Here is a 25,392-nt window from a genome sequence, read left to right as displayed (position 1 = left end):
CGTGCCCCGTTTCCCCCGCGTGCAGCGCTCCGCGCCCGGGGTGCCTCCGTACGGCCCTGTGCCGGAGCCCCGGCCCTGTGCCGGCGCCCTCCCGTTCGCACGGCGTGCGAACGAGCGGCGACGGGGGGACTCTGGAGACATGGCTGTTCTCCTGAATCCCCCCACAGAGACGCCCCCCGCCGAGGGCTCCATCGGCGACGCCCACGAGGAGCGTCCGGACGGCGGTGTCTGGGAGCACCCGGCCGTCTGGATCGGCCTCATCGTGCTCGGCGCGTTGCTGGTCGCCGGGTTCTTCGTCGCGCGGGTCTTCGGCCTGGCATGAGCGGGAAGCGACCACCCTCGGCACGCCGGATCGCCGACGCGCTGGTGGAAGAGTGCGGCCGGACGTACGCGGAGGAGGCGGGCATCCGGCTGAAGGACACCCCGCAGCCCCTCTACCAGCTCCTGGTGCTGAGCCTCCTGCTCTCCGCCCGCATCCGCGCCTCGGTCGCCGTGGCGGCCGCCCGCGCCCTCTTCGGTCACGGCATGCGCACCCCGCGCAAGATGGCCGACGCGACCTGGCAGCAGCGGGTCGACGCGCTGGGCGAGGGCCACTACCGGCGTTACGACGAACGCACCGCCACCCAGCTCGGTGAGGGCGCCCGGCTCGTCCTGGACACCTGGCGGGGCGATCTGCGCCGACTGCGCGAGGAGGCCGACGGCGACCGGGACCGGCTGATGGCGGGGCTCCAGCGCGTGCCGGGCATCGGACCGGCCGGGGCCGACATCTTCGTACGCGAGGTGCAGTCCCTCTGGCCGGAGACCGGCCCCTGGCTGGGCGCGAAGGCGCTCCAGGGAGCCGAGCGGCTGGGCCTGCCCACCTCCCCCGGCAAGCTGGCCCAGGCGGCACGCGGGCACGACGACGCGAAGTTCGCTGCCGCGCTCGTACGGGCGGCCCTGGACAAGGAGATCGTGGACGCGGTCACGGAGTCGGTGCGGCCCCGCTGAGGCGGCACGCCGCCGATACGTCGCGTGGCGCCCACCCGTACGCGAAGAGAGGCCCCCGCACGCGGGGCAGCAGGCGCCGCGTACGCACGGGGGCGCCCGTGCCGTACGCGGTGAACGCGACAGCACGGGCGCCCCGGCACCCTCAGCGGTCGGAAGTCCCTCCCAGTGCGCGGGCCCGCTCTTCCTCCCGGCGGGCCGCGTCCTGCTCCTGCCTTCCTTCGGCCTTCAGCCGCTCGTCGCCGAGGGCGATGCCGTCCGACTCCTTCTTCATGCCTTTCAGCCGGCGCGCCTTGGCGCGGGCCATGTCGGTGCTCTTACCCACAGCTGCCTCCGTACCGCGAGGAGATTCACGCTTCTCCCTCTCCACTATGCCTACGCGCGCGGCGGAACGCAGGAGGCCGCCGACGACGGCTCAGACCACCGGACCGTCGTCCTCGTCCTCGGGGCCGCCGGCCTCGACCCGCAGCGCCAGGTCCTGGAGGACGTCGGCCGACGAGACGTCCGTCTGCCCGGAGTCGTGCACCTGCGCCAGCATCGTGAAAGCGAGCGTGAAGGCGCTCACGAGCTGCTCGACCGCGCCGCCGACCTCGCGCCCGACCACCGTCACCACCTCCTCGACGGAGAAATCGTCGGGGATGGCGATGTGGGGCATCGTCTCGTTCAGCAGGGCGGTGACGGCGCCCGCTCCCGCATCCAGGTCTTCCCGTTCGAGGTCCGCCTCCAGCAGGCGCTGCATTTCGCGCGCCTCTGTGAGGATGCCGATCACGCGCTTCACGACTTCCCGTTGCTCCATGGCCGCGAGCATAGGCCGTACGCACCGCTCACCACGTGCGGTGGTGTGCACTTCTGTGCGGTGTCAGCGTGGTTCCCCGGCGCCTCAGCGGGTGTCGCGCACCGCCACGATGCCGTTGAAGACCCCCGCGTACGCCGTTCCGTCGGGGCCGATGGTGATGGGCGCCCAGTTGTTGTCGTACGCCGGTCCGGTGCCGGTCAGCTTGCGCCAACGGCGGTCACCGGTACGGAAGTCGACGGCGGTGAGGTACCAGGCGTCGATGCCGAGGACGTTGGGCTCCTTCTCGTAGAAGTAGAGCAGCCCGTTGGCCGTGGAGAGCTTGGGCACCGTGGAGGGTGAGCGGACGGTGCTCTCCCAGACCGTGTCGCAGCCGCTGCCGTCGGGCCGTACGTCGATGCGGGTGACGCCGCCGACAACGCTGCGGCCGAGCAGCAGGGAGGTGGGGTTCTCGTAGCCGTAGTTGTTCTCGACGACCAGGCTGTTGCCCCAGCTGATGAGGGAGTTGTCGGTGGTCGACTGCCCGGAGCCGAAGACCGGGACCGAGCAGACGAGGCGGCGGTCGGCGGGGACGTCGGTGCCCCGGCGGTGGACGAGGACGTTCATCCGGTCGTCCGCGTTGTCGGTGATCGCCACGTACTCCTCACCGGTACCGAAGAGGTCCGGCGTGGTCCCCGAGCCCTGGTTCACCGAGCCGGGCTTGGTGCCGGTGCCCCGGTCGTAGGTCTGGCGCCACTGGATGCGCGGGGTGCCGTCGGGGTCGGCCGTGAAGCTGTAGAGGGCGTGGTCGGAGACGATGGAGACCCCGTCTTGGGCCACGGAGAAGGAGTTCTGGATCTCCTCACCGGCCAGCCGCACGGAGCGGATGACGGAGGTCTGCGGGTCGACCGTGCCGACCCGGCCGAGCCGGGTGACCCACCAGATCCGGCCCTGCCAGTCGGGCATGACGGAGGTGACGGGGTCGCAGGTACCGCTGGGGAAGAGGTTGGTCCAGCTCACGCAGTCGTGCGGGACCTGCCCGGTGAGGTCCCAGTCGTTCTCGACGACGAACTCCCACCGCCCGTCCGCCTTCTGCCGGTGGGCGATGCGCAGGACGTGCTGGCGGGAGTCGGCGAGGACGACCCGGTCCTGGTCGTCCAGGTAGAAGTAGGCGCCGCCCGAGGTGTCCTTGAAGATTTTCGAAAAGTCGAGGGTGGTGATCGCCTCGACGGTGGACGAGCGCTGCGGCAGCTTGTACTCGGCCAGCGTGTCGAGGGTGCGCGGGTCCAGGAGCTTGAGCAGGAAGCCGGTGAAGGTGCCGCAGACCGTGATCAGCCGGCCCGCCGCGTCGAAGGTGGCAGTGGCGCACTCGCCGCCGACCGGAGCGATCTTCTCGCTGACCACTTCGGGGTTGCGGCCGAGCGGCCCGGAGTACGGGTGCGTACCGCTGCCCGCCGCGTCCGCGTGCATGCCGCTGCGGCCGTTGGGGGCGAGGTACGGGTGCTGCGGGGGCGCCTGGCCGGGGACCGGGGAGGCGGTGGCGGGCGCGCCCTGGTAGTCGCTGACCAGGCGGTGGCCGGGAGCCTTGGGGATGTCCTCGGCCGCGGCGGGGGCCGCGGGGCCCAGAAGCGTGACGGAGGCGACGGCGAGCGTCAGGGCCAGGGCGCGGGCGAGCGCACGGCGGTACGGCGGGGGCATCGGGCTCCTTGGTTACGGACGGGGGTCGCGCCGCCGCCCGACGCTAGGACGCGCCCCTTGAAGTGTCCATGGAAAGCAGACGGGTTTCGCGTCCACGACACACCGCCGCAACACCGCGCCATGTGCGGCAACGCCTCGCAACACGCCGAGCCGCACGCCTGTCCGCCCACCGGCCCGCCTATCCGCGCGGCGGGGGATTCCGGTGCGAGCGGTTCTCCAGCATCGCCCGGCGGATCCGGGCCGCCGCCGCGTGGGCGTGCTCCGGGGTCGCGGTGCCGTCGGCGACCGAGGTGACAAACCGGTGCAGGGGCTGCCTGCAACGCGGACACGGGGCGTCGGTGGTGACGAGATGGCCGTCCTCGCACTGCGGGTCGGAGCAGGATCCGGGCATCAGCAGCTGCTCGGCGATGTCCTGGGCGCTCCACCGGCGGCGGCCGTCCTCGTCCTTCTCGTTGAGGGCGTGGGCCCAGCGCAGGTTCCAGCGGCGTTCGATGCGTTCACGGAGGAGACCGGCGGTGCGGTTGCGTTCCAGCTCCTGGTGGATCAGGTCGTGGACGGTGCTCGGGACCCGGCCGCCGAGCGCCTGGAGAAGCTGCTGCGGCAGCGCCTGGAGGACATAGCCGCGCGGGTTGCTCTTGGCGCTCTCCCGCCAGCGGTCGCAGCCGCAGGAGCCGTCGTGCCGTTTCGGGGCGTGGCACCGGCCGCACAGGCCGCGGCACTCGGCGCAGACTCCGCCGTCGAGTCCGTCCAGATGGGGTGCGGGCGCCCGGCCGCAGATCTGGCAGCAGGCGGCGCACGGCCCGCAGAGCCGCTCGTCGCCCGCCTTCGTCGTCCAGGTACGCATCTGGCACCGGCAGCAGAGGCCGGTGTTGCAGAACTCGTGGTGGGCGGCGCCCGAGTGCCGTCCGGGGGGCGGAAAGGACATCTGCCCATTGTGCGGGATCGCCGGGCGCCGCGCGGACGGCCCCGGGGGTACGGGCCGGGGCCGAGGTCAGGGGTGCAGGCCGCTGACCAGGTTGGCGGTGGCCCCGATCCCGTCGTGGATGGTCGGCGCCATGCTCGTACTGGCCAGCAGGAAGCCCAGCAGGGCACAGACGATCGCGTGCGAGAGCTTCAGCCCGCCGTTGCGGAGGAAGATCACCGCCAGGACCGTCAGCAGCAGCACCAGTGAGATCGAAATGACCATGGCCAACCTCCTCCGCCGCGCCTGATTTGCGGCATTCGGCCGCCAGTGTGGCGCAGCGGAGCGGCCGTTCGGCGCACTGGCGTGTCCGCCGAACGGGTACTCCCCGGCGGTGCGGTGTTACGGGGTCGGGGCCGCGCCCGCCCGCTCGCGGAGGAAGCGTTCGAGCCCGGCCAGGTCGTCGGTGTTCAGGTGGTCGACCCCGGCGGCCAGGAGCTCGCTCCACACGGCATCGCGCTCGGGGCCGGGTAGGTCGGGGGTGGCCCAGAAGCGGATGCGGCGGCCCTCCCGGTGGGCGGTGGCGACGAGGGTGCGGAGCCGGTCGCGCTCGGCACGGGGGAAGGGCCCGGCACCGAGCCAGCTGAAGGTCTGGGTCCAGTTGGCGCTGATCAGCGGGGTGAACGAGGCGGGCGACGCGGTGCCGAGGTCGTCGAGGCGGCCGTCGTAGAAGGCGAGGCGGGTGCGCTGCGCCTCCATCGGGGCCCGGGCGGCACGGTCGCCCGAGATGACGGCGGTGACCGCTCCGGGGCGGACGCGGCCGTGGTGGTAGCGGGTGAACAGGGTGCGGTGGCGGGCGAGCTGCCGGTCGAGTTCGCGGTAGGCGGCGACGCCGTCGGCCTTGATGTCGATGAGCAGTTGCAGGGGCTGCCGGTGGTGCGGGTAAACGCTGCCGTGTCCTGCCCGGACCAGGGCGCGTAACGGTTCGAGGTAGAGGCCGGCCAGGGTGCGGCTCGGGTCGGTCTCGGCGAGGTCGTGGGCGACCAGCAGCTCGCCGTCGACGAGGAAGATGTCGGCCTCGACGCTGGTGAACCCGTGCGCGAGGGCATCGTGGAGCGGACGCGGGTGCAGGTAGTCGTTGTGCGCGTGGGCTTGGCGGAGGGGGCGCGGACGGGGCGGACGGGTGGTGGCGGACGGGGCGGCTGCGGCCACACCGGCTGGAGCCGCGATCACCGCGGCCGCTGTGGCGAGGGTGACGGTGAGGGCCCGACGGCGGGTCGGGGCAGCCGAAGGAGCTGAGGAGGCTGAGAGGGCTGTGGGGGCTGATGGAGCAGTCATGGGGGCTCCCTGAGGCGGTCGGCCGGGCGGAGGGGCCCGGGGTGAGCCGGACGCGACGAGTATGGGGCCGACCACCAGCAGATCGTCAGGTACCTGCCAACTATTGGCCTGACCGTCGCCCTCTCGTCGGCGCTTGATAAGCTGTCAGCGACCTCTCAGGCCTTCCCGCCGTGGACAACGTCCCGCCGGGGAGGCTTTTTTTATGCCTCACACCCACGTACACGTACGCCTCGCCACAGCCGACGACCGCCCCCTCATGGAGCGGCTCTGGCTGATGTTCCGCCACGACATGTCCGAGTTCAGCGCCATCACGCCCAGGCCGGACGGAACCTTCCGCACCGACCGGCTGGACGCCGCCTTCACCGACGCCGACCGGGTGCCCTATCTGCTGACGGCCGACGAGAGCCCGGTCGGCCTCGCCTTCGTACGGGGTCTGGCCGGGCCGGTCCGGGTCCTGAACAGCTTCTTCGTCGTACGGGGAGCACGCCGGTCGGGTATCGGACTGCGGGCCGTCCGGGACGTCCTCGCCCGGCACCCGGGGCCGTGGGAGGTCGCCTTCCAGGACGACAACGCCCCGGCCGTACGCTTCTGGCGCCGCGTCGCCCGTGAGGTGGCCGGTGACGCCTGGACCGAGGAGCACCGGCCCGTGCCGGGCCGGCCGGAGCTGCCGCCGGATGCGTGGATCGCGTTCCACGTACCCGCTGCGGGGACGCGCTGACCGTCCCCCTCACCCCACCGGGGCACGCTCCACGGCCCGCTCTCCCCAGCGGACCGTCCGGTCGCACCAGCGCTCCAGCAGGACCCGGTCGTGGCCCACGGCCAGCAGGGCGGCTCCGGACTCCGCACGGTAGGCCTCCACCACCGCGACCAGCGCGGCCGTCGTCGAGGCGTCCAGCATCGCCGTCATCTCGTCGCAGATCAGCAGCCCCGGCCGCAGCACGAGCGCCCGCGCCAGGCAGGCCCGCTGGAGCTGCCCGTCGCTCACCGCGTGCGGGCGGCGCTCCAGCAGCTCGGCGGAGAGCCCGACCAGCGGGGCCAGTTCCGCCACCCGGGCCGGGACCTCGCGGCGGCGGCCGGTGGACCGGAGCGGCTGGGCGATGAGTTCGCGCAGGCTGAGACGGGGGTCGGCGGAGAGGCGGGGCTGCTGGAAGACGACGCCCACGGCCGTGCGCTGCTCCTGCGGGGCGCGGTGCCGCCAGCCGCGTACGACCGTTCCGTCGAGGGTCATGGTTCCGGCCTCCGGGCGGTGCAGGAGGGCGGCGACCTTGGCCAGGGTGGACTTGCCGCAGCCGCTGGGGCCCAGCAGCCCCACCGCCTCGCCGTGCCCGACGCTCAGGGAGACATCGCGGACGACCGGGGCGCGGCGGTCGTATCCGGCGGTGATGCCGGTCAGCTCAAGCATCGGCGGCCTCCTTCACGAGGGAATGCGCGCGGCCGGTCAGCCCATGGTGGCAGGCGAGTCGGTCGTCGAAGGCCGGGCGTTCGGCGGTGCAGCGGGTGTCGGCGCGGACGCACCGGGCGGCGAAGGCGCAGCCCTCGGGGAGCGCACCCAGCTCGGGCGGCATGCCGGGGATGGGGGCGAAGTCCCGTTCGGGCAGGGCGTCCAGCAGCCCCCTGGCGTACGGGTGGCGGGGGCCGGGGGCGCCGAAGAACGGCCCGGCGTCGGCGATCTCGACGATCCGGCCCGCGTACATCACGGCCACCCGGTCCGCGATCCTTTCGGCCGCCGCCAGATCGTGGGTGATGATCAGCAGCGCCCGGCCCTCGTCGGTGTGGCGGCGCAGCTCGTCGACGGTCCGCTCCACCAGGTCCCGGTCGAGTCCCGTGGTCGGCTCGTCCGCGAGCAGCAGCGGCGCGTCGCCGATCAGGGCGAGGGCGGTGGCCGCGCGCTGGGCGAGTCCGCCGGAGAGTTCGTGCGGGTAGCGGTCGAGGTGGTCGGCCGGGAACGAGGCCCGCGCGGCGGCCTTCTCCGCCGCGTCCCGGACGGCGGCGGACCCGCGCACCCCGGTCAGCTCGCGCAGGGTCTCCTCCAGCTGGGCGCGGACGGTGCGCACGGGCGTGAGGTGGGCGGCGGGGCTCTGCGGTACGAGGCCGATGCGCCGTCCCCGTACCGTACGGGCAAGGGTCCGCTCCCCCGCCGTCAGCAGGTCGACGTCCCCGCCGAGCACCGCGCTCCCCGTGGTCCGGGCGTTGGCCGGGAGCAGGCCGAGCAGGGCGGAGGCCAGGACGGACTTGCCGCAGCCGCTCTCGCCGACCAGGGCGAGGCACTCCCCCGGCGCGACGGAGAACCGGGCGCCGGTGACGGCGGCGATGTCCCGGCCGCCGCGCATGCGAAAGCGTACGGAGAGGTCCTGGACGTCAAGGACGGCGTGAGGGCGCATCACAGCATCAGCTCCGATTTCCGGCGCGGGTTGATCCGGTCCCGCCAGGCTCCGGCGATCCCCGCCAGGGCGAGCGTCGGGATGATCAGGAAGAGGCCGGGGAAGAGCGTCGGCCACCAGTCCCCCGCGAGCAGCGAACCGCGCGCGGACTGGACGAGGTTGCCGAGGCTGGCCTGGTGGGCGGGGAGGCCGAGCCCGAGGAAGGAGAGCGCGGACTCGTGCCACATGGCGTGCGGCACCATGAGGACCGCCGCCAGCCCGGCCTGCGGCAGCACCCCGGGGAGCAGGTGTCGCACGATGACCCGGCCCCGGGAGGCGCCGCCGGAGACGGCCGCGTCGATGAAGGGGCGCGAGCGCAGCGAGAGCACCTCGGAGCGGACGATCCGGGCGGTGGAGAGCCAGTGGGTGAGCGCCACCGAGATGATCACCGGCCAGACGCCGGGCCGGAACATCGCCACGATGAAGATGCCGAGCAGCAGGTGCGGCACCGAGGAGAAGGTGTCGACGAGCCGCATCACGATCCGGTCGGTCCAGCCGCCGAAGGCCGCCGCGAGCGCGCCGATCGCGGTGCCGATGACGGTGGCGGTGAGGGCCGCGACCAGTCCGACGAGCAGCGAGACGCGGAGCCCGTAGACACAGCGCAGCAGCAGATCGCGGCCGACGTCGTCGGTGCCGAAGGGGTGCGCCCAGGACGGCGGGTGGAGCTTGTTCGAGAGGTCGACGGCCTGCTGGTCGAGTTGGGCCAGCGGCGGCACGATCAGCACGGCGAGCGCGACGGCGACGACGATGGTCACGGAGGTGGCGACCCGGATGCGGCGGGTGGTGCGGCCCGGAAGGGCGAGTGCGGTCTCAGCCATCGAAGGCCACCCGGGGGTCGGCGAGTCCGTAGAGCAGGTCGGAGAGGAGGTTGCCGAGCAGGACGGCTGCGGTGGCGAGCACCGTGAGCGCGGCGAGCAGGGAGAAGTCCACCGAAGTGGCGGCCTCCACGGTGGCGGCGGCGATGCCGGGCCAGCTGAAGACCGTCTCGATGAGGAGGGCGCCGGTGATGAGTTCGGGGACCCGGGAGCCGATCAGGGTGAGCATCGGCAGCATCCCGGAGCGCAGGCCGTGGCCGAGGAGCACCGTGCGCTCGCTCAGGCCCCGGGCGCGCGCCCCGCGCACCGGGTCTTCGGCGAGGGCGTCGGTGACCCCTTGGCGTACGTACAGGAAGAACCACGGCAGCTGGGAGATCCCGAGCACCGCGGCCGGGAGCACCAGGTGGGAGGCGACCTGGCCGAAGGTGACGGTCTCGCTGGCGGCGTCGGTGAGACCGCCGGCCGGGAGGAGGTCCAGCTTCAGGGCGAAGAGCCAGATCGCGAGGAGGCCGAGCCAGAAGGCAGGGGCGGCTTCCAGGGTGTACGCGGCGGAGCTGACGCCCCGGTCCAGCCAGCCGCCGGGCCTGCGGGCGGCGAGGACGCCGAGTCCGGTGCCGAGCAGGATCGCGATCAGGAAGGCGGAGGCGGCGAGCAGGACGGACCAGCCCATGCGTTCGACGATCACGTCGGTCACCGGCTGGCGCATCACGCTGGAGTCGCCGAGGTCGCCCTGGAGGGCCGAGGTCAGCCAGTTCCACCAGCGGGTGACGAGGGGCTGGTCGGCGCCGAGGTTGGCCCGGAGCTGGTCCAGGTTCTCCTGGGAGGCGGTGAGTCCTGCGGTGCCCGCGTACGCCTTGACGGGGTCGAAGGGGGACGCGGCGGCGACGGCGAAGACGCCGAAGGTGACGGTGAGGAGGACCGGGACGGCGAACAGGGCCCGCCGTCCCGTCATCCGTGCCATCGGCCCCCAGGGGAGGCGGCGCTTCACTTCTCCGTGTCTCCCGTGCTTTCGGGCTTCCACTTCTCGACGTTCCACCAGGGGCCGGAGGCCAGGCCGTGGTCGTGCGGCTCCACCTGGGTGGTGAGGGGGCCGAAGCGGTCGTCGACGACGTAGAGGTGGTCGATGTGGGTGAGGAAGGTGTAGCCCGGGTTCTTCACCAGCTCGCGCTGGACGGTGTCGTACGCCTTCTTGCGCTCGGCCTTGTCCCCGCTCTTGCGGCCCGCCTCGATCGCCGCGTCGACGGCCTTGTTGTCGTACCAGGCCATGTTGTTGAAGCCGTCGCCCGCGAGCGAGGACTTCAGCAGGGTGTACTGGTCGAAGTCGGGGTCGGCGGGCGAGCCGCCGCCCGCGAGCACGGCGTCGTGCTTCATCCGGGGCTCGATGACCTCCCAGGTCCCGGCCTCGGTGCGGATGTCGATGCCCGCCTTCTTGGCGTCGGAGGCGTAGGCGAGGGCGTGCTCTTGGCGGAGCTTGTCGCCGCTCAGGTACCAGAGCGGGAAGGTGGCGCGCACGCCGTCCTTGACCCGGACGCCGTCCTTGCCGGGGGTCCACCCGGCCTCGTCGAGGATCTTCTTCGCGGCGGCGACGTCGTGCTTGCGCTCGGTGCCCTTGGTGAACCACTCGCTGTCGGTGGGGACGGGCCCGTAGGCGGGCTTGCCGCTGCCGTTGAGGATGGCGTCGACCATGGTCTGGCGGTCGACCGCGACATCGAGGGCGCGGCGCACGGCGGTGTCACCGGCGACCTTGTTGTTGGTGGGCAGCGTCACCGTGCGGTAGTCGTAGCTGTTCGCGGCGTACGTCTTCTTGCCCTTGTCGTCCGCGAACCCCTTGGCCAGGTTGGGCGGCAGGATCGCGCCGTCCAGGTCGCCGGAGCGCAGCCGGGTGGCGCGTACGTCGTCGTCCTTGATGATCGCCATGGTGAACTTCTTCACCTCGGCTTCGCCGCCCCAGTAGTGGGGGTTGGCGGTGAAGCTGAGCTTCTCGCCCTTGGACCACTTGGTGAGGACGTACGGTCCCGTGCCGATGGGCCGGGTGGTGAAGGCGCCGTTGTTGACGTCCTGCTTGCCCGCGATGTGCTCGGGGGCGATGGGCAGGACGGTGCGCTGGGCGAAGGGGGCGTAGGGGTACTTGAGCGTGAAGACGACGGTGTCCTCGCCCTTGGCGGTGACGTCCTTGACGGCGTCCAGCTCGGTGCGGGAGGGGTTGTTGGTCTTCGCGTCGAGGATGGTGCGGTAGGTGAAGACGACGTCCTTGGCGCCGAACGCCTTCCCGTCGCTGAACTTCACACCCTGACGCAGCTTGTACGTGTACGTCAGCCCGTCCCCGCTGACTTCGGGGAGTGCGGTGGCGAGGGCCGGCTGGAGCTTCATGTCGGCGTCCAGGGCCAGCAGCCCGTCGAAGATCTTGGAGTTGCCGTCCTTGCCGTAGCCGAGCAGCGGGCTCAGGCTGTCGGGCTCGTAGGCGATGCCGACGACGGCCGAGGTGGTCCCGGTTCCGGAACCGGCCTTCGGGCTGTCCGGGTTGGAGCAGGCTGCCGCGGTCAGGGACAGTGCGGTCACCAGCGTGGCGGCGACCGCCCCCCGTATCGATCGGGCCGTCATACTCTGCACATCCCTGTTCAAGATCGACTGTTATTGCGAACAGTATGCAATTAAACAGGATGTAAAAGGCCCCGGTACACCCCGCCCCGACAGGCGGGACGAGTGCACCGGGGCCGGTACGAAAGGGTGGCCACTCAGGGAGCCGACCGCTCCCGCCTACAGCGAAGCGTCGGCCAGGTCGATGGTGAGCACGTCCTCGTCCCGCGTCCGGTGGTCGATGGTGACCGAGCCCGCCGCGCCGACGTAGGACCCCGTCCCCCCGGTGATCGCGAAGACGTGGGACCACGGCTGAGCGTTCACCGGGGACTCCGTCACGGCGGGAAGCGGCCGCTGGAAGGCCGTGGCAGCCGTGATCAGCCCGTCGTCGAGGGCCAGGACCAGCGTCGCCAGGACGGACGAGCCCTCCAGCCCCACCGTGACCGGCAGGCAGTGGGCGTTCTCGGTGCCCACGATGCCGCCCTGCGCGTCCGACAGCTCGTACCGGACGAAGTACGGGACGCCGACCGTGAGGACGTCCGGGATGTTCGCGCCCGTACGCCTGCCGGTCAGGACGATCCGGCGGTCCGCCCTGCGCGCCGCGTGCGCCGTGCCGCCCGCCCCGGCGACCAGCCCCCCGGCGATGGCCGCCGCCGAGGTCAGCTGGAGAATGCTCCTGCGATCCAGGTCCGTCATCGCCTGCCTCACACCCTTGTCCGTCGTGTCCCCGGGCGCACGCGCGCCCCACGGACAAACGCCCACGGCGGCGGAACGGATCGCCCCGCACGAGCACACCACCGGAACGGGCGAGCGGACCGAGGCGTTCAGGCCCTACGGCGCCGGCAGCTCCGCCAGTTCCGCGACGGCCTCGCGGTGGCTGCCCGCCGAGCCGTACGCGATGGAGTCCGCCTTGGCGCGCTTGAGGTAGAGGTGGGCCGGGTGCTCCCACGTCATCCCGATACCGCCGTGGAGCTGCACGCACTCCTCGGCGGCGTGGACCGCGACGCCCGAGCAGTACGCCTGGGCCACCGCGACCGAGAGCGGGGCGTCGGGGCTGTGGGTGGCCAGCGCGTCGGCGGCGTTGCGGGCGGCGGCGCGGGCCGAGACGACCTCCAGCCACAGCTGCGCCATGCGGTGCTTGAGCGACTGGAACGAGCCCACCGGCCGGTTGAACTGGTGGCGTTCGCGGGTGTGGCGGACGGTCTCGGTGAGGCACCACTCCGCGATCCCGAGCTGTTCGGAGGCGAGCAGTCCGGCCCCGGCGAGCAGACCACGCCGTACGGCGGTGGCGCTCGCGTCCGCGTCGGCGAGCAGGGTCCCGGTGGCGCCGGTCAGGGTGAGGGTGGCGAGCGGTCGGGTCAGGTCCAGCGGTACGAGGGGTTCCACCGCCACTCGGGGGGCCGCAGCCTCGACCGCGTACAGCCCTTCGGCGGTCGGCACCAGCAGGACATCGGCCACCGCCGCGTCGGCGACTCCCCGTACCGTGCCGTCGAGTGAGGTGAGGGCCGCCTGCGCCCCCGCGGGCGGCGTGGCGAAGGGCACGGCGAGCACCGCCGTACGCGTGCCGGAGGCCAGCTCGCCCAGGAGCGCGGCGGCCGGACCGTCGTCCCCGGCGAGCCCGAGCAGGGTCTGGGTGGCCACGACGGAGCTGGTCAGGTACGGGGCCGGGGCCACGCTGCGGCCCAGCTCCTCCAAGACCACGGCGGCCTCCCGGTGGGACGCGCCCTGGCCGCCGAGCTTCTCCGGTACGAGGAGTCCGGCGGCGCCGATGCCGGTGGCCAACGCCTCCCAGAGCCTCGGGTCGTACGGCGTGTCGGACTCGGTCGCGGCGATCACCGTCGGCGCGTCGGCCCGGTCGGCGAGGAGGGCGCGTACGGCGGAGCGCAGGTCCTCCTCGTCCTGGGAGTAGAGGAGGTCGGGGGTGGCGGGGGGCTGGGTGGGCGCGGTCATCGGCTCAGGTCCTTCCAGGCGACGTCCTTGTCGTTGCGGGGTTCGGCGGGCAGCCCGAGAACGCGCTCGGCCACGATGTTCAGCAGGACCTCGCTGGTGCCGCCCTCGATGGAGTTGCCCTTGGAGCGGAGGTAGCGGTAGCCGGCGTCGCGGCCGGTGAAGTCGACCAGCTCCGGGCGGACCATGGTCCAGTCGCCGTACAACAGGCCCTCGTCGCCGAGCAGTTCGACCTCCAGGCCGCTGATCTGCTGGTTGAGGCGGGCGAAGGCGAGCTTCATGCCCGAGCCCTCGGGCCCCGGCTGTCCGGCGACGAGCTGCTGGCGCAGCCGCTCCCCGGTGAGCCGGGCGACCTCGGCCTCCACCCAGAGGGTGAGCAGGCGCTGGTGGGTGTCGTGGGTGCGCAGCTCGGGGCGGTCACGCCAGGTCCGGGAGACCGGGCCGATCATGCCGCCCTCGCGCGGGATGCGGGAGCCGCCGATGGAGACCCGCTCGTTCATCAGCGTGGTCTGGGCGACCTTCCACCCCTCGCCGACCGGGCCGAGGCGGCGGCTGTCGGGGATGCGTACGCCGGAGAGGAAGACCTCGTTGAACTCGGCCTCCCCGGTGATCTGGCGCAGCGGCCGGACGTCGACGCCCGGGTCGGTCATGTCGCAGATGAAGTAGCTGATGCCCCGGTGCTTGGGGAGGTCCGGGTCGGTGCGGGCGATGAGGATCGCCCAGCGGGCCACATGGGCGCTGGACGTCCAGACCTTCTGCCCGTCGACCACCCAGTCGTCGCCGTCGCGGACGGCGCGGGTGGCGAGCGCCGCGAGGTCGGAGCCGGCGCCGGGCTCGCTGAAGAGCTGGCACCAGACCTCCTCGCCCACCCAGAGCGGGCGCAGGAAGCGCTGCTTCTGTTCGTCGGTGCCGAAACCGAGGATGGTGGGCGCGGCCATGCCGAGGCCGATGCCGATGCGGCGCGGGTCGTTGTCCGGCGCGTCGGCGGCGGCGAGTTCGGCGTCGACGACCTGCTGGAGGGAGCGGGGCGCGTCGAGTCCGCCGAGGCCCACGGGGTAGTGGACCCAGGCCAGGCCTGCGTCGAACCGGGCCTTCAGGAAGTCGGTACGGTCGGTCGTGGCGGGCGGGTGCGCGGCGAGGAGTTCGCGGGTGCGGCGGCGGACGTCGTTGGCGTCGACGGCGGGGCTCATCGGACACCTCCGGGCAGGACGACGATCCGGCCGGTGCTGGTGCCGTCGGCGACGCGCTGGACCGCCTGGGCGGCTCCGGCCATCTCGACACGCTCGCTGATCAGGGGTTTCACGATCCCCTGAGCGGCCAGCTTGGTCAGCTCGTCGTGGCAGGCGCGGACGGCTGCCGGGTCCTTGGCGTTGTAGAGGCCCCAGTGCAGCCCGACGATCGAGTAGTTCTTCACCAGGGCGTGGTTGAGCGCCGGGGCGGGGATGTTGCCGCTGGCGAAGCCGACGACGAGGACACGGCCCTCGAAGGCGATGCACTTGACGGACTTGGCGTACGCCTCGCCGCCGACCGGGTCGTAGACGATGTCCGCGCCGCGCCCGCCGGTGGCTTCCTTCACGGCGGCGACGATGTCCTCGCTTCGCCGGTCGACGACCAGGTCGCAGCCGAGCTCGCGGGCGACGGCCGCCTTCTCCGGTCCGCCGACGACGCCGATCACGGTGGCGCCCGCCGCCTTGCCGAGCTGGACGGCCGCGCTGCCGACACCGCCCGCCGCCGCGTGGACGAGGAGGGTCTCGCCCGCCCGGAGGTTCGCGCGGCGGTGCAGGCCGAACCAGCCGGTCTGGTAGCCGATGTGGAGAGCGGCCGCTTCGGCGTCGTCCAGGGCGTCGGGGGCGGGCAGCAGGGCCGCCTCGTCCGCGACGACGTACTCGGCGAAACCGCCGTACGGCAGGGCGGGGGTGGCGAGGACGCGCCGTCCGTCCTCCGTCGTGCCGCACACCTCGACGCCCGGGGTGAACGGCAGCGGCGGCCGCACCTGGTACTGGCCCCGGCAGAGCAGGGCGTCGGGGAAGTTGACGTTCGCCGCGGCGACCCGGACGAGCACCTGTCCATCGCCGGGGGCGGGCCGGTCCGTCTCCTCCAGGCTCATCACCTCGCCCGGCTCGCCGTTCCGGTGCACTCGCCATGCCTGCATGAGGGGCCTCCACAACACTGTCGGCATCAACCGCTGCCGCTGTCGGCATTTCCACTGCTCGCGTAACCACTGCTCCGGCGCATACTAAGCGGTCGCTTGCCCATCTGGGAACACCTCGTCGGGCCCCGCACCGAGCCCCTCAGCCCCGCTTCGGCTTCGCCCTCACATGCATCCGCTCGCCCTGCGGACCGAAGAGGCTGAGGAACTCCACGGGCTTGTCCTCCGCCGGTCCGAACCAGTGCGGCAGCCGGGTGTCGAACTCGGCGGCCTCGCCCGGCTCCAGCACCAGATCGTGCTCGGCCAGCAGCAGCCGCAGCTTCCCGGAGAGCACGAACAGCCACTCGTACCCCTCGTGCGTGCGCTGCTCCGGCTCCTCCCCGCTGCCCGCCTCCTGCACCATCTTGTACGCCTGGAGTCCACCGGGGCGGGCGGTCAGCGGCAGCATCGTCCGGCCGTGCTGCACGATCGGCTTGGCCCGCACCCGGGGGTCCCCCACGGGCGGGGCGCCCACCAGGTCGTCGAGGGGGACCTCGTGGGCGCGGGCGATCGGGAGCAGCAGCTCCAGGCTGGGGCGGCGGCCGCCGGACTCCAGCCGGGAGAGGGTGGAGACGGAGATTCCGGTGGCGGCGGAGAGCGCGGAGAGGGTGACCCCGCGGTCCTTGCGCAGGCGGCGCAGCCGGGGGCCGACCCCGGTGAGGACGGCGTCGAGTTCGGGGTCTTCCCGGTCGTGTTCCTTCATGTGCCCATTGCAGAATCGGCAAGCGGGATTGTCAATCCCGCCTCCCTGTTCATGGTGGTGTCAGTGGGCGAAGACCTCGAAGGCGACCGCCGGACGCCCGCCGAACCGGTCGGCCTCGGCCCGCACCATGCCCTCAAGGAAGGACCGGCAGTAGGTCTCCGGCTCGTCCGCCGTCAGGGCCTCGATATAGGTCCGGTGCGCGAGCAGGGACTCCACGGAACGTTCGAACCCCGCCGTCGCGTCCACCGCGTGCGTGGGCCGGTCGCTGCCCGCCACGGCGGTCCACCGCACCCCGTCCCAGGGCTCCAGACCCTGCTCCTTCAGCTCCGGGAAGATCCACCGGTTGCCCGCGTCGGCGACGGCGTCCAGGGTGGCCCGGCCGACGGCCCGGTGGTCGGGGGTGTTCCAGGCCGCGCCGCCCCAGGTGTCCCGGTGGTTGAGGGTGACGACGAGCTCGGGGCGGTGGCGGCGGATGGCGGCGGCGATGTCGCGGCGCAGCCCGGTGCCGTACTCGATCACCCCGTCGCGGTGGTCCAGGAACTCCACCGTACGGACTCCGACGACGGCGGCGCTCGCCCGCTGCTCCCGCTCGCGCAGCGGGGCGCACTCCTCGGGCGGCAGGGTGTGGATCCCGGCCTCGCCCCGGCTGGCGAGGAGGTAGACGACCTCACGGCCGCCGTCGGTCCAGTCGGCCACGGCGGCCGCAGCGCCGTACTCCAGGTCGTCGGGGTGGGCGACCACCGCCAGGGCGCGGCTCCAGTCGGCGGGCAGGGGTTCGAGCGGCTGCTGCGTCATACCCGCAGGCTACCGACGATCACCGGCCCGGGCCGTGACCGGCGGATTCCCGGGTAGGAGGACGGGAATGCCGAGCCGCTCGGCCGTGCTGGAGACACGTGTAGAGTCCCAGCCCTCCCGCGCGCCGCCCCGGTCGACGAAAGGAACCGCTCGTGACCAGCCCCGCATCCCTCTCCCCCGCCCAGGCCGCAGCCCGTCTGGAGGAGTTCACCGTGATCGATGTGCGGGCTCCCGGCGAGTACGCCGCGGGCCATGTACCCGGCGCGCTCAACATCCCGCTGGACAAGCTGCCCGACGCCCTGCCCGCCCTGAAGTCCGCCTCGGCCCGCGGCTCGCTGCTGGTGGTGTGCGCCTCCGGGGTCCGCTCCACCCGGGCCTGCGAGATCCTCGCGGGCGCCGACATCGAGGCCGCCACGCTGACCGGCGGCACGTCCGCCTGGGAGGGTGACGGCCGCGGCCTGGACCGGCCCGAGGGCGCCCGCGCCGTCTGGCCCATGGAGCGGCAGGTGCGGCTCGCGGCCGGTTCGCTGGTGGTGGCCGGGCTGGTGGCGGGCATCCGCTTCCCGGCCGCCCGCTGGCTCTCCGCGGGCATCGGCTCGGGCCTGGTCTTCTCGGCCGTCACCAACACCTGCGGCATGGCCTCGGCCCTGTCGAAGCTCCCGTACAACCGGGCTTCGCGCTCGGGCACCACGGACCTGGACGCCACGCTGGAGGCGCTCCAGCGCTGACGTCCGCCGCGGTGGTCAGGCCTCGTCCCTGACCATCGCCAGCAGCCGGTCCAGCACACGCGGACCGCCCGCGCGCACCCCGTCGTGCTCGTACTCGTTGGTGACCCAGGTGCGCAGCCCCCGGATCGCGGCGGCGGTGCGCAGCGAGTGCTCGGTGTCCACGTACATGTCGTCGTGGTAGACGGCGGCGGCGACGGGCACCTCGTTGGCGGCGAGCCGCTCGGGGTCGTAGAGCGCGGGCCAGCCGGTGCGCTGCGCGAGGAGTTCGGCGGTCTCGCGGAGCGGGCGCAGCGCCGGGTCGACGTCGAAGTGCCAGGGGTGGATGGTCTCGCCGGTGAAGAGGACCGGCCCGTCGCCCGCCAGGGCCGCAGCGGCGTCGAACTGCGGGAACTCGGCGCGGACCCGCTCGGCGGACCAGCCGGTGGGCCGCTCGCCGTACCCGTAGATCGCCTCGTGTACCAGGGCGTAGAGCGGGTGCCCGGCGAACGAGGTGGCGGAGCGCAGGCCCTCCTGGAAGGTGTCGGAGAGTTCGGTGCCGTGCGGGGTGCGGACGAACGCGTTCTCCAGCAGGTAGTGGAGCTGGTGGCTGCCGCTGCCGGTGCCCAGCATGTGGCCGAGCGACTGGAAGAGTTCGGGGGTCAGCCGGTGGCCGGCGCTCTCGGGGCGGTGTTCGGCGAGGTACGCGGCGATGGCGCGGGCCCGGTCGACGTCCTGCGGGTAGCGGGCGTAATGCGCGGCGGCCTTGCGTTCGATACGGGGGTACGCGGCCCGGTAGACGTCGTCCGCGTGGGCGTCCAGCGAGGGCAGCCCGCCCGTGATGAGGACCGCCGCGAGCCCCTCGGGCGCCGAGGAGAGGTAACGGACCGCGCAGAACCCGCCGAAGGACTGGCCGAGCACCGTCCAGGGCGCGCCGCCGGTGACGTGCCGCCGGATCAGCTCGCAGTCCCGGACGATGGCGTCGGAGCGGAAGTGGGCGAGGTGGTCGGCCTGTTCGCGCGGGCCGCCGCGCAGCGGCAGGGTCTGCCGGTTGGCGGGCGTGGACAGGCCCGTGCCGCGCTGGTCGAGGAGGAGCACGCGGAACTCGCGCAGCGCCCGGCCGAGCCAGGCCTCCGTACCGGTGAACCGGCGGGCGCCGAAGCCGGGGCCGCCCTCCAGGTAGACCAGCCAGGGCAGCTCCTCCCCCGCCCGCCCGGCGGCCACGGCCTCGCGCCCGTACACCTCGATCTGCTCACCACCGGGGTCGCTGTGGTCGAGGGGGACGGTGAAACGCCGGTCGGTGAGGACGACGCCGGGCTGGCGGTAGCTGGTCACGGGGTGCTCCTGTGTCGGGGGTCGGCGCCAGTTCAGCACATGGTCGGCCTCCGTCGGCGCAGGGGCGGGTGACCCGGACAGTCCCGGCCCGTGTGCGCCGCGCCCGGGCTGCTCCTAGCGTGCAGACATGATCCGGTTCGAGCAGGTCGGCAAGGTCTACCCGGACGGTACGACGGCGGTCGACGGGCTCTCCTTCGAGGTGGCGGAGGGTGAGCTGGTGACGCTGGTCGGGCCGTCCGGCTGCGGCAAGACGACCACGATGATGATGGTGAACCGGCTGATCGAGCCGACGTCGGGCCGGATCCTGGTGGACGGCGAGGACATCGCCGGGATCGACCCGGTGAAGCTGCGCCGCCGGATCGGCTATGTGATCCAGCAGGTCGGCCTCTTCCCGCACCGCACGGTCCTGGACAACACCGCGACCGTCCCCGCACTGGTCGGCTGGAAACGTGCGCGGGCCCGGGAACGGGCGGCGGAGCTGCTGGACCTGGTGGGCCTGGACCCGAAGACGTACGGCTCGCGCTATCCGTCGCAGCTCTCCGGCGGCCAGCGCCAGCGGGTCGGCGTGGCGCGGGCGCTGGCGGCGGATCCGCCGGTGCTGCTGATGGACGAGCCGTTCGGGGCGGTGGACCCGGTGGTGCGGGAGCGGTTGCAGAACGAGTTCCTGGCCCTCCAGGAGCGGGTGCGCAAGACGGTCCTGATGGTCACGCACGACATCGAGGAAGCGGTGCGGATGGGCGACCGGATCGCGGTGTACGGGGAGGGGCGCATCGAACAGCTGGACACCCCGGCCGCCGTGCTCGGCACCCCGGCGACCCCGTACGTCGCCCGATTCGTGGGCTCCGACCGGGGGTTGAAGCGGCTGTCGGTGACCGCGATCGAGGCGGAGGACCTGGAGGAGCCGCCGGTGGCCCGGCTGGAGGAGCCCGCGTCGGCGGCGGCGGAGCGGCTGCGGGCGGCGGGGGCCCGCTGGGCGGTGGTGCTGAACGGCACGGGCGAGCTGCACGGCTGGGTGTCGGCGGACGCGCTGCGGAGCGCCGGGGAGCGGGGGACGGTGGGCGCGCTGGCCCGCCGGATGGAGGCGTGGGTGCCGGTCGGGGCCCCGCTGAAGCAGGCGTTCAGCGAGATGCTCCAGCACGACGCGGGGTGGGTGGCCGTGCTGGACGGGGCCCGGTTCCTGGGGGTCCTCACCCCGGCGAAGCTCCACGAGGCGCTGCGCCGGTCGGTGGACGCGGACGCGCAGGGCGTGGGGCGCGAGGAGGTGGACTTCGACTCGGTGGCGGACGCGTGAGGGGGCGCGGTGAGCCGGCCGCCCTCGGCAGGTCCCTTGTGCGGCCGGTCAGTTGAACAGCGCGCGGGCGATCGCACCGAACACGCGCCCCACCGCTCCCAGCGCACCGGCCTCCACCACGGCCTCCGCGACATCGGTACCGGTGTCGGCCGCGTCGGCCCCGTGCTCCTTCAACCGGCATCGGCGGCACACTCCGCCCCGCAGCCGCCCCCGCTTCTTGCAGCGCGTGCACGCCTTACGCAGAATCCCCATGAGGGCAGGATCTCATCCCGGGCCGCAGGGGCGCGAGGTCACCTGCCGCGCCGGTAGCTGCTGCCGTCCCGGGGCCGGACCAGCAGCCCGGCGACGACCAGGTGGCGGCGGAGCGCGGAGCAGTCCTCGTGGACGGTGAGCAGCGCCTCGTTGACCTCCCGCTCGGTGTACGAGCGGTCGCGCTCGAACAGCGTCCCGGCGAGGTGCACGAGCAGCTGCTCCAGCCGGGCCTGCTTGCGCGGGATCGTGACCAGCCGGCCGTGTGTGAAGAGGGCGGTGACCGGGTGCGTACGGCGGGCGGACTGCTGCGGCGAAAGGGTCTGTTGTTCAGGCATGGGCCCGAGCGTCGCAGGCGTCGGACGGGCGGGCAACGCGTTTTCCGCACGCCGGAGGCGCGTCGGGGGCACGTCGGGAAGGGCTGGGGCTCGCGTTGACAGCGCGGGGCGCTCTCGTTCTAATGGTCCGCGTGCAGCGTGACGTCGGCCAAAGAGATCTGGGCCGGCCGGCGGTCAAGCCAGCACCTTCTTCCAGGGACGACGTGATGAGTCCACTCACCGCCCGCTGCTTCTGACACCCGACGCCTGCGCGTCCGCGCCTGCCGCCGTTCCGGCCGCACCCGCGCCCCGCGCCGCGCCGTGTCCACACTTCTTCCGGGAGACCCAGAACACCCATGCCCTCTGCCTTCCAGCAGTCCGTCATCGACGAGTTCCGCGCCAACGCGGGCAAGGTCGGCGGCCCTTTCGCCGGCTCCGACCTCCTCCTGCTGACCACCACCGGCGCCCGTACCGGCAAGCCCCACACCACCCCGCTCGGCCATGTCCGCGACGGCGACCGGCTGTTGGTCGCCGGCTCGAACCTCGGCGCCCCGCACCACCCCGACTGGTACCACAACCTCCTGGCCCGGCCGACGGTCCAAGTGGAGCTGGGCGACCAGGAGTTCCAGACCCTCGCCGTACCCGCCGAAGGGCCCGCGCGCGACGAACTTTTCGCCCGGGTGGTGGCCGAGGCCCCCGGCTACGCGGAGTACCAGGCGGCGACCGACCGGGTGCTGCCGGTCGTGGTCCTGCACCTCCCCGACCCGCGGGAACCGGCGCCCACGGTCACCTCGCTGGCCGGCAAGCTCACCGAGGTGCACACCTGGCTGCGCGGCCAACTGGCCCAGGTGCACGCGGAGACGGAGGCGCACTTCGCCACCCGTGCCGCCCACCGGGGAGCGGGCGCACCGCCCCCGCCCGGTCTCGGCCTCCAGATCCGGCAGCGCTGCCTGGCGTTCTGCCAGGCGCTGGAGTTCCATCACACGAGCGAGGACGGCCATGTGTTCCCGGTGATGGAGGGGCACCACCCGCATCTCGGGCACGTCTTCGACCGGCTCCGGGACGAGCACCGGTCCATCGCGGCCGTGCAGGCGTCGCTCGCGGCTCTGCTGGCGGGCATCTCCATCGCCGAGCCGGAGCGCTTCCGTACCGAACTGGCCCGAATGACCGAGGAGTTGACCGCCCACCTCTACTACGAGGAGGCCGAGATCCTGCCGCTGCTGGCGGATGTGCCGTGGCCACCGGCACCTTGAGTGCTCAGCCCTTCGGGATGAGCTTCTTCGACTCCAGGTAGGTGCGTGCGACGTCCTCGGGGAGCCTGCGCCAGCTGTCGACCTGTTCGTTCATGGACGCCAGGTCGGCGGTGGTCAGGACGGTGTTGAGCCGGCCGAGGGCGTCGCGTACGCCATCGCTCCCGGCGCGGGCGCGGTTGACGACGGGGACCACGTAGTCGGCGTTCTGGAGCTTCTTGTCATCCGCCAGCAGGACCAGTCCGAACTGGTCGAGGGTGGCGTCGGTGGTGGTGGTCAGCACCATCTGGTCCTGACCGTTCTGGACGGCCTGTTTCGCCTGGGTGGTGCCGACGCCCTTCGGGTCGACGGCGACGATGTCGATGCCGTACGTCTTCTTCAGCCCGGGTGCGCAGTAGGGCCGCTGTACGCATTCGTCGCCCGCCGCGAGGCGCACCGGGAGCTTCGCCCGGCCCAGGTCGCTGAGGGTCTTGAGGCCGTGCTTCTTCGCGTAGGAGGCGGCGACCGCGAAGGCGTTCTGGTCGACGGCCCGGCCGGGGTCCAGCACCATGAGCCCGCGCGGGGCCGCGAGCGCGCGGAGCGCCTTCATGGTGGCGGCGAGGTCGGGTGATCCGACGGGGGCCGCGTCGGCTCCGTCGGCCTTGGCGTTCAGCCAGTCGGCGAAGGTCGCCGCGTACTCCGGTACGACGTCGATCTGGCCGCTTTCCAGGGCGGGTTCGTAGATCTCCCGGTTGGTGACGGAGACGATGTCGGTGGAGTATCCGGCGCGCTCCAGGAGGAGGGCGTACATCTGGGCCAGCAGGTCGCTCTCGGTGAAGCCTGCCGAGCCGATGGTCAGCTCCTTGCTGTCGCCGGGCGGCGCGGTGACCTCGCCCTGGTTCTCCAGGCTGGGGCCGGTGGTGCAAGCGGTGGCGACGAGCAGGAGGAGCCCGGCGAGGGCGCGGTTCAGGTGGGTCATGCGGCCTCCCTCCCCCGGCTGGGTGCCATCCGCTGCCCCGCCTCGAAGAGGCTCTCGACGAGGAGGGCGAAGACCGCCACCAGGATGGCCCCGGCCACCACCTGCGGGGTGGAGGCGAGGTTGAACCCGGCGGTGATGATCCGGCCCAGTCCGCCGCCTCCGGCCAGGGCGGCGAGGGTGGCGGTGGCGACCAGCTGCACGGCGGCGATCCGCACGCCGGTGAGGATCAGCGGGAGGGCCAGCGGCAGCTCCACGCTCCACAGCATCTGGCGCCCGGTCATGCCCATCCCCCGGGCCGCCCGCACCACGTCCCGGTCCACCTCGCGCATCCCCACGTAGGCGTTGGTGAGCAGCGGCGGCACGGCGAACAGCACGAGCGCGATGATCGTCGACCACTGGCCGTACGTGCCCACGGGGGTGAGCAGCAGCAGGACGAGCACGGCGAAGGTGGGCACCGCCCGGCCGATGTTGGAGATGTTGACGGCGAGCGCGCCGCCCTTGCCGAGATGGCCGAGGACCAGGGCGACGGGCAGCGCGATCAGGCAGCTGATGAGCAGGCAGACGACGGTGAGGAAGAGGTGTTCGCCGAGCCGGTTCCAGATCCCGTCGGGGCCGGACCAGTGGGTGGCGGTGGTGAGCCAGGACCAGGTGTCGGAGAGCGTCTTCATGACTCGCTTCCCCTCCGCGTCCAGGGGGTCAGCAGCCGCTGTGCTCCCAGGAGGAGCAGGTCGGCGGCGACGGCGATGACGACGCAGAGCACGGAGGCGGTCAGCACCTGGGCCTTGAAGTAGGTGTTCATCCCGGAGTAGATGAGGTTGCCGAGCCCGCCGTACCCGACGATCGCGCCCACGGTGACCAGGGAGACGGCGGAGACGGTGGCGATCCGCAGTCCGGCCATCGCTGCGGGCAGGGCGAGCGGCAGCTCCACGGCGAGCAGCAGGCGCAGCGGCCCGTACCCCATGCCGCGTGCGGCCTGCCGGGTCTCCTCGGGGACGGCCCGGAGCCCGGCGAGGATGTTGCGGACGAGCAGGGTCAGCGAGTAGAGGACGAGCCCGGTGACGACGAGCGCGGCGGAGAGCCCGTACACCGGCAGCAGCAGCGAGAACATCGCCAGCGACGGGATGGTGTAGAGGATCGTCGTCAGCCCCAGCACGGGGCCGGCCGCCCACCGCCAGCGGCGGGCGGCGAGGGCCAGCGGAACGGCGAGGGCGAGGGCGGTGAGTACGGCGAGCGCGGTCAGCTGGAGGTGCTGGAGGGCAGCGTCCCAGAGGATCTCCCGGCGGCTGGAGAGGTAGGCGCCGCAGATCCACTCGTTGCGTGCGAGGCAGTCGTCCGGGGGTGCCGTCACCCGCCCATTCCAGCGCGGGCGCGGGATCGCCGCCCGTGTTGTTCGTCCGTCCGGGGGTGTTCGGGGACGGGATGGCCGCGGCGAGCGCTCCCGGCCCGCCGATCACACGCTCAGCGCCTCCCGGACCGTCCGCTCCGCACCCGTTCCCCCCTCCCCCGACGAGGTGGCCCGGCCCGCCTCCAGGACGTAGTAGCGGTCCGCCGCCCGCATGGCGAAGCCGACGTGCTGTTCGACGAGGAGGACGCAGAGGCCGCCGCGTGCGGCCAGGGAGAGGATGGTGGCCTCGATCTCGGCGACGACGGAGGGCTGGATGCCCTCGGTCGGTTCGTCGAGGAGCAGGAGCCGGGGGCGGGTGACGAGGGCGCGGGCGATGGCGAGTTGCTGGCGCTGGCCGCCGGAGAGGAGGCCGGCCCGGCGGTGGGCGAGTTCGCGGAGTACGGGGAAGAGGTCGAGGGCCTCCGCGATGGCGTCGCGGCCGCCGCGCGGGGAGCCGTCGGCGACGAGCCGGAGGTTCTCGGCGGTGGTCAGGTGGGGGAAGGACTGCTGGCCCTGGGGGACGTACGCCATACCGCGGGCGACCCGCTGGTGGGGGGCCAGGCGGGTGATGTCCTCGCCGTCGAGGAGGACGGTGCCGCGCGAGGGCCTGATGAGGCCCATGGCGGTGCGCAGGAGGGTGCTCTTGCCGGCGCCGTTGTGGCCGAGGACGGCGGCGACGCCGTCGTCCGGAACGGCTACGGTCACGCCGTGCAGGACGGTCGTGCGGTCGTAGCCGGCGTGGACGTCGTTGATCTCCAGCACGGCG

Annotated in this window: 30 protein-coding genes; 6 read left to right on the top strand and 24 right to left on the bottom strand. The window is 72.9% G+C overall.

Annotation, left to right across the window (positions count from 1 at the left end; all coding sequences use genetic code 11):
- Nucleotides 1–139 precede the first annotated feature (139 nt).
- The gene (locus GTY67_RS33010; protein WP_093687876.1) at nt 140–322 is read left to right on the top strand and encodes a DUF6480 family protein; all 183 of its coding nucleotides are present in this window, start codon (nt 140–142) and stop codon (nt 320–322) included.
- The gene (locus GTY67_RS33005) at nt 319–987 is read left to right on the top strand and encodes an endonuclease (RefSeq protein ID WP_093687874.1); all 669 of its coding nucleotides are present in this window, start codon (nt 319–321) and stop codon (nt 985–987) included. Before GTY67_RS33010 ends, GTY67_RS33005 begins: the two co-directional genes overlap by 4 nt.
- 142 nt (nt 988–1,129) lie before the next feature.
- Here GTY67_RS33005 and GTY67_RS33000 read toward each other — a convergent pair whose 3' ends face one another.
- The 6 genes from GTY67_RS33000 to GTY67_RS32975 all read right to left on the bottom strand — a co-directional run bounded on the left by GTY67_RS33000 (nt 1,130) and on the right by GTY67_RS32975 (nt 5,693).
- The gene (locus tag GTY67_RS33000) at nt 1,130–1,309 is read right to left on the bottom strand and encodes a hypothetical protein (RefSeq protein ID WP_093687872.1); all 180 of its coding nucleotides are present in this window, start codon (nt 1,307–1,309) and stop codon (nt 1,130–1,132) included.
- Between the two features lie 90 nt (nt 1,310–1,399).
- The gene (locus tag GTY67_RS32995) at nt 1,400–1,792 is read right to left on the bottom strand and encodes a hypothetical protein (RefSeq protein WP_161281468.1); all 393 of its coding nucleotides are present in this window, start codon (nt 1,790–1,792) and stop codon (nt 1,400–1,402) included.
- Between the two features lie 72 nt (nt 1,793–1,864).
- Nucleotides 1,865–3,454 carry a hypothetical protein gene (locus GTY67_RS32990; protein WP_161281467.1) on the bottom strand — a complete coding sequence of 530 codons (1,590 nt, stop codon included), beginning with the start codon at nt 3,452–3,454 and terminating at the stop codon, nt 1,865–1,867.
- A gap of 178 nt (nt 3,455–3,632) precedes the next feature.
- Entirely contained in the window at nt 3,633–4,379 is a 747-nt protein-coding gene (locus GTY67_RS32985; protein WP_161281466.1) for a hypothetical protein, read from the bottom strand.
- Between the two features lie 66 nt (nt 4,380–4,445).
- Complete coding sequence (locus tag GTY67_RS32980; RefSeq protein WP_015613051.1) at nt 4,446–4,640, bottom strand: hypothetical protein; 195 nt, start codon at nt 4,638–4,640, stop codon at nt 4,446–4,448.
- Nucleotides 4,641–4,757: 117 nt separating this feature from the next.
- The gene (locus GTY67_RS32975; protein WP_161281465.1) at nt 4,758–5,693 is read right to left on the bottom strand and encodes a phosphatidylinositol-specific phospholipase C/glycerophosphodiester phosphodiesterase family protein; all 936 of its coding nucleotides are present in this window, start codon (nt 5,691–5,693) and stop codon (nt 4,758–4,760) included.
- Between the two features lie 202 nt (nt 5,694–5,895).
- Between GTY67_RS32975 and GTY67_RS32970 the strand changes: the two genes are divergently transcribed.
- Nucleotides 5,896–6,411 carry a GNAT family N-acetyltransferase gene (locus GTY67_RS32970; protein ID WP_093687862.1) on the top strand — a complete coding sequence of 172 codons (516 nt, stop codon included), beginning with the start codon at nt 5,896–5,898 and terminating at the stop codon, nt 6,409–6,411.
- 9 nt (nt 6,412–6,420) lie between these two features.
- On the opposite strand, the gene GTY67_RS32965 is transcribed toward GTY67_RS32970, so the two are convergent.
- From GTY67_RS32965 to GTY67_RS32915, 11 genes are all read right to left on the bottom strand, one after another.
- Nucleotides 6,421–7,095: an ATP-binding cassette domain-containing protein gene (locus tag GTY67_RS32965; RefSeq protein ID WP_093687860.1), complete on the bottom strand. Its 675-nt coding sequence runs from the start codon at nt 7,093–7,095 to the stop codon at nt 6,421–6,423.
- Nucleotides 7,088–8,074, bottom strand: coding sequence for an ABC transporter ATP-binding protein (locus GTY67_RS32960; RefSeq protein WP_093687858.1), 987 nt, complete (start codon nt 8,072–8,074; stop codon nt 7,088–7,090). The genes GTY67_RS32965 and GTY67_RS32960 overlap by 8 nt, the downstream gene beginning before the upstream one ends.
- Nucleotides 8,074–8,931, bottom strand: a complete 858-nt coding sequence (locus GTY67_RS32955) for an ABC transporter permease (protein WP_161281464.1) — start codon at nt 8,929–8,931, stop codon at nt 8,074–8,076. Before GTY67_RS32955 ends, GTY67_RS32960 begins: the two co-directional genes overlap by 1 nt.
- Entirely contained in the window at nt 8,924–9,889 is a 966-nt protein-coding gene (locus GTY67_RS32950; protein ID WP_093687854.1) for an ABC transporter permease, read from the bottom strand. Before GTY67_RS32950 ends, GTY67_RS32955 begins: the two co-directional genes overlap by 8 nt.
- Before the next feature lie 23 nt (nt 9,890–9,912).
- Entirely contained in the window at nt 9,913–11,529 is a 1,617-nt protein-coding gene (locus GTY67_RS32945; protein ID WP_161281463.1) for an ABC transporter substrate-binding protein, read from the bottom strand.
- Between the two features lie 156 nt (nt 11,530–11,685).
- A complete protein-coding gene (locus GTY67_RS32940) occupies nt 11,686–12,201 on the bottom strand; it encodes a hypothetical protein (protein ID WP_161281462.1) in 516 nt (171 codons plus the stop codon).
- A gap of 135 nt (nt 12,202–12,336) precedes the next feature.
- Nucleotides 12,337–13,455 carry an acyl-CoA dehydrogenase family protein gene (locus tag GTY67_RS32935; RefSeq protein WP_161281461.1) on the bottom strand — a complete coding sequence of 373 codons (1,119 nt, stop codon included), beginning with the start codon at nt 13,453–13,455 and terminating at the stop codon, nt 12,337–12,339.
- Complete coding sequence (locus GTY67_RS32930; protein ID WP_161281460.1) at nt 13,452–14,642, bottom strand: acyl-CoA dehydrogenase family protein; 1,191 nt, start codon at nt 14,640–14,642, stop codon at nt 13,452–13,454. Before GTY67_RS32930 ends, GTY67_RS32935 begins: the two co-directional genes overlap by 4 nt.
- Nucleotides 14,639–15,604, bottom strand: coding sequence for an NADPH:quinone oxidoreductase family protein (locus GTY67_RS32925; protein WP_161281459.1), 966 nt, complete (start codon nt 15,602–15,604; stop codon nt 14,639–14,641). The genes GTY67_RS32930 and GTY67_RS32925 overlap by 4 nt, the downstream gene beginning before the upstream one ends.
- A gap of 139 nt (nt 15,605–15,743) precedes the next feature.
- Nucleotides 15,744–16,343, bottom strand: a complete 600-nt coding sequence (locus tag GTY67_RS32920) for an XRE family transcriptional regulator (protein WP_161281458.1) — start codon at nt 16,341–16,343, stop codon at nt 15,744–15,746.
- 60 nt (nt 16,344–16,403) lie between these two features.
- Nucleotides 16,404–17,138: a PIG-L deacetylase family protein gene (locus GTY67_RS32915; RefSeq protein WP_161281457.1), complete on the bottom strand. Its 735-nt coding sequence runs from the start codon at nt 17,136–17,138 to the stop codon at nt 16,404–16,406.
- 152 nt (nt 17,139–17,290) lie between these two features.
- On the opposite strand from GTY67_RS32915, the gene GTY67_RS32910 reads away from it, so the two are divergent.
- Nucleotides 17,291–17,866 (top strand): rhodanese-like domain-containing protein, encoded by a 576-nt coding sequence (locus tag GTY67_RS32910; RefSeq protein WP_093687838.1) that lies wholly within the window; start codon nt 17,291–17,293, stop codon nt 17,864–17,866.
- Between the two features lie 15 nt (nt 17,867–17,881).
- Here the strand turns inward: GTY67_RS32910 and GTY67_RS32905 are convergent, their stop codons facing one another.
- Nucleotides 17,882–19,177 carry an alpha/beta fold hydrolase gene (locus tag GTY67_RS32905; protein ID WP_161281456.1) on the bottom strand — a complete coding sequence of 432 codons (1,296 nt, stop codon included), beginning with the start codon at nt 19,175–19,177 and terminating at the stop codon, nt 17,882–17,884.
- A 127-nt stretch (nt 19,178–19,304) separates the two neighbouring features.
- Here GTY67_RS32905 and GTY67_RS32900 point away from each other — a divergent pair, with 127 nt between their 5' ends.
- Nucleotides 19,305–20,468, top strand: a complete 1,164-nt coding sequence (locus tag GTY67_RS32900) for a betaine/proline/choline family ABC transporter ATP-binding protein (RefSeq protein ID WP_093687834.1) — start codon at nt 19,305–19,307, stop codon at nt 20,466–20,468.
- 48 nt (nt 20,469–20,516) lie between these two features.
- Here the strand turns inward: GTY67_RS32900 and GTY67_RS32895 are convergent, their stop codons facing one another.
- Both GTY67_RS32895 and GTY67_RS32890 read right to left on the bottom strand, forming a co-directional pair.
- Nucleotides 20,517–20,720, bottom strand: a complete 204-nt coding sequence (locus GTY67_RS32895; protein WP_141712238.1) for a hypothetical protein — start codon at nt 20,718–20,720, stop codon at nt 20,517–20,519.
- 38 nt (nt 20,721–20,758) lie between these two features.
- Entirely contained in the window at nt 20,759–21,055 is a 297-nt protein-coding gene (locus GTY67_RS32890; protein ID WP_093687832.1) for a DUF2087 domain-containing protein, read from the bottom strand.
- Between the two features lie 335 nt (nt 21,056–21,390).
- On the opposite strand from GTY67_RS32890, the gene GTY67_RS32885 reads away from it, so the two are divergent.
- On the top strand, nt 21,391–22,287 hold the full coding sequence (locus tag GTY67_RS32885; protein WP_161281455.1) for a nitroreductase/quinone reductase family protein: 897 nt from the start codon (nt 21,391–21,393) through the stop codon (nt 22,285–22,287).
- Between the two features lie 4 nt (nt 22,288–22,291).
- On the opposite strand, the gene GTY67_RS32880 is transcribed toward GTY67_RS32885, so the two are convergent.
- The 4 genes from GTY67_RS32880 to urtE all read right to left on the bottom strand — a co-directional run bounded on the left by GTY67_RS32880 (nt 22,292) and on the right by urtE (nt 25,388).
- Nucleotides 22,292–23,242 (bottom strand): ABC transporter substrate-binding protein, encoded by a 951-nt coding sequence (locus GTY67_RS32880; protein ID WP_161281454.1) that lies wholly within the window; start codon nt 23,240–23,242, stop codon nt 22,292–22,294.
- Entirely contained in the window at nt 23,239–23,910 is a 672-nt protein-coding gene (locus GTY67_RS32875) for an ABC transporter permease (RefSeq protein WP_093687827.1), read from the bottom strand. The genes GTY67_RS32880 and GTY67_RS32875 overlap by 4 nt, the downstream gene beginning before the upstream one ends.
- Nucleotides 23,907–24,590, bottom strand: a complete 684-nt coding sequence (locus tag GTY67_RS32870; RefSeq protein ID WP_093687825.1) for an ABC transporter permease — start codon at nt 24,588–24,590, stop codon at nt 23,907–23,909. Before GTY67_RS32870 ends, GTY67_RS32875 begins: the two co-directional genes overlap by 4 nt.
- 102 nt (nt 24,591–24,692) lie before the next feature.
- Nucleotides 24,693–25,388, bottom strand: a complete 696-nt coding sequence (gene urtE / locus GTY67_RS32865; protein ID WP_093688214.1) for an urea ABC transporter ATP-binding subunit UrtE — start codon at nt 25,386–25,388, stop codon at nt 24,693–24,695.
- Nucleotides 25,389–25,392 lie beyond the last annotated feature (4 nt).

The sequence above is a fragment of the Streptomyces sp. SID8374 genome (genome assembly GCF_009865135.1).
In the GTDB taxonomy this organism is placed as follows: Bacteria; Actinomycetota; Actinomycetes; order Streptomycetales; family Streptomycetaceae; genus Streptomyces.
The sequence above is the reverse complement of the archived record's forward strand: the minus strand, read 5'-3'. Positions and strand labels throughout refer to the sequence as shown.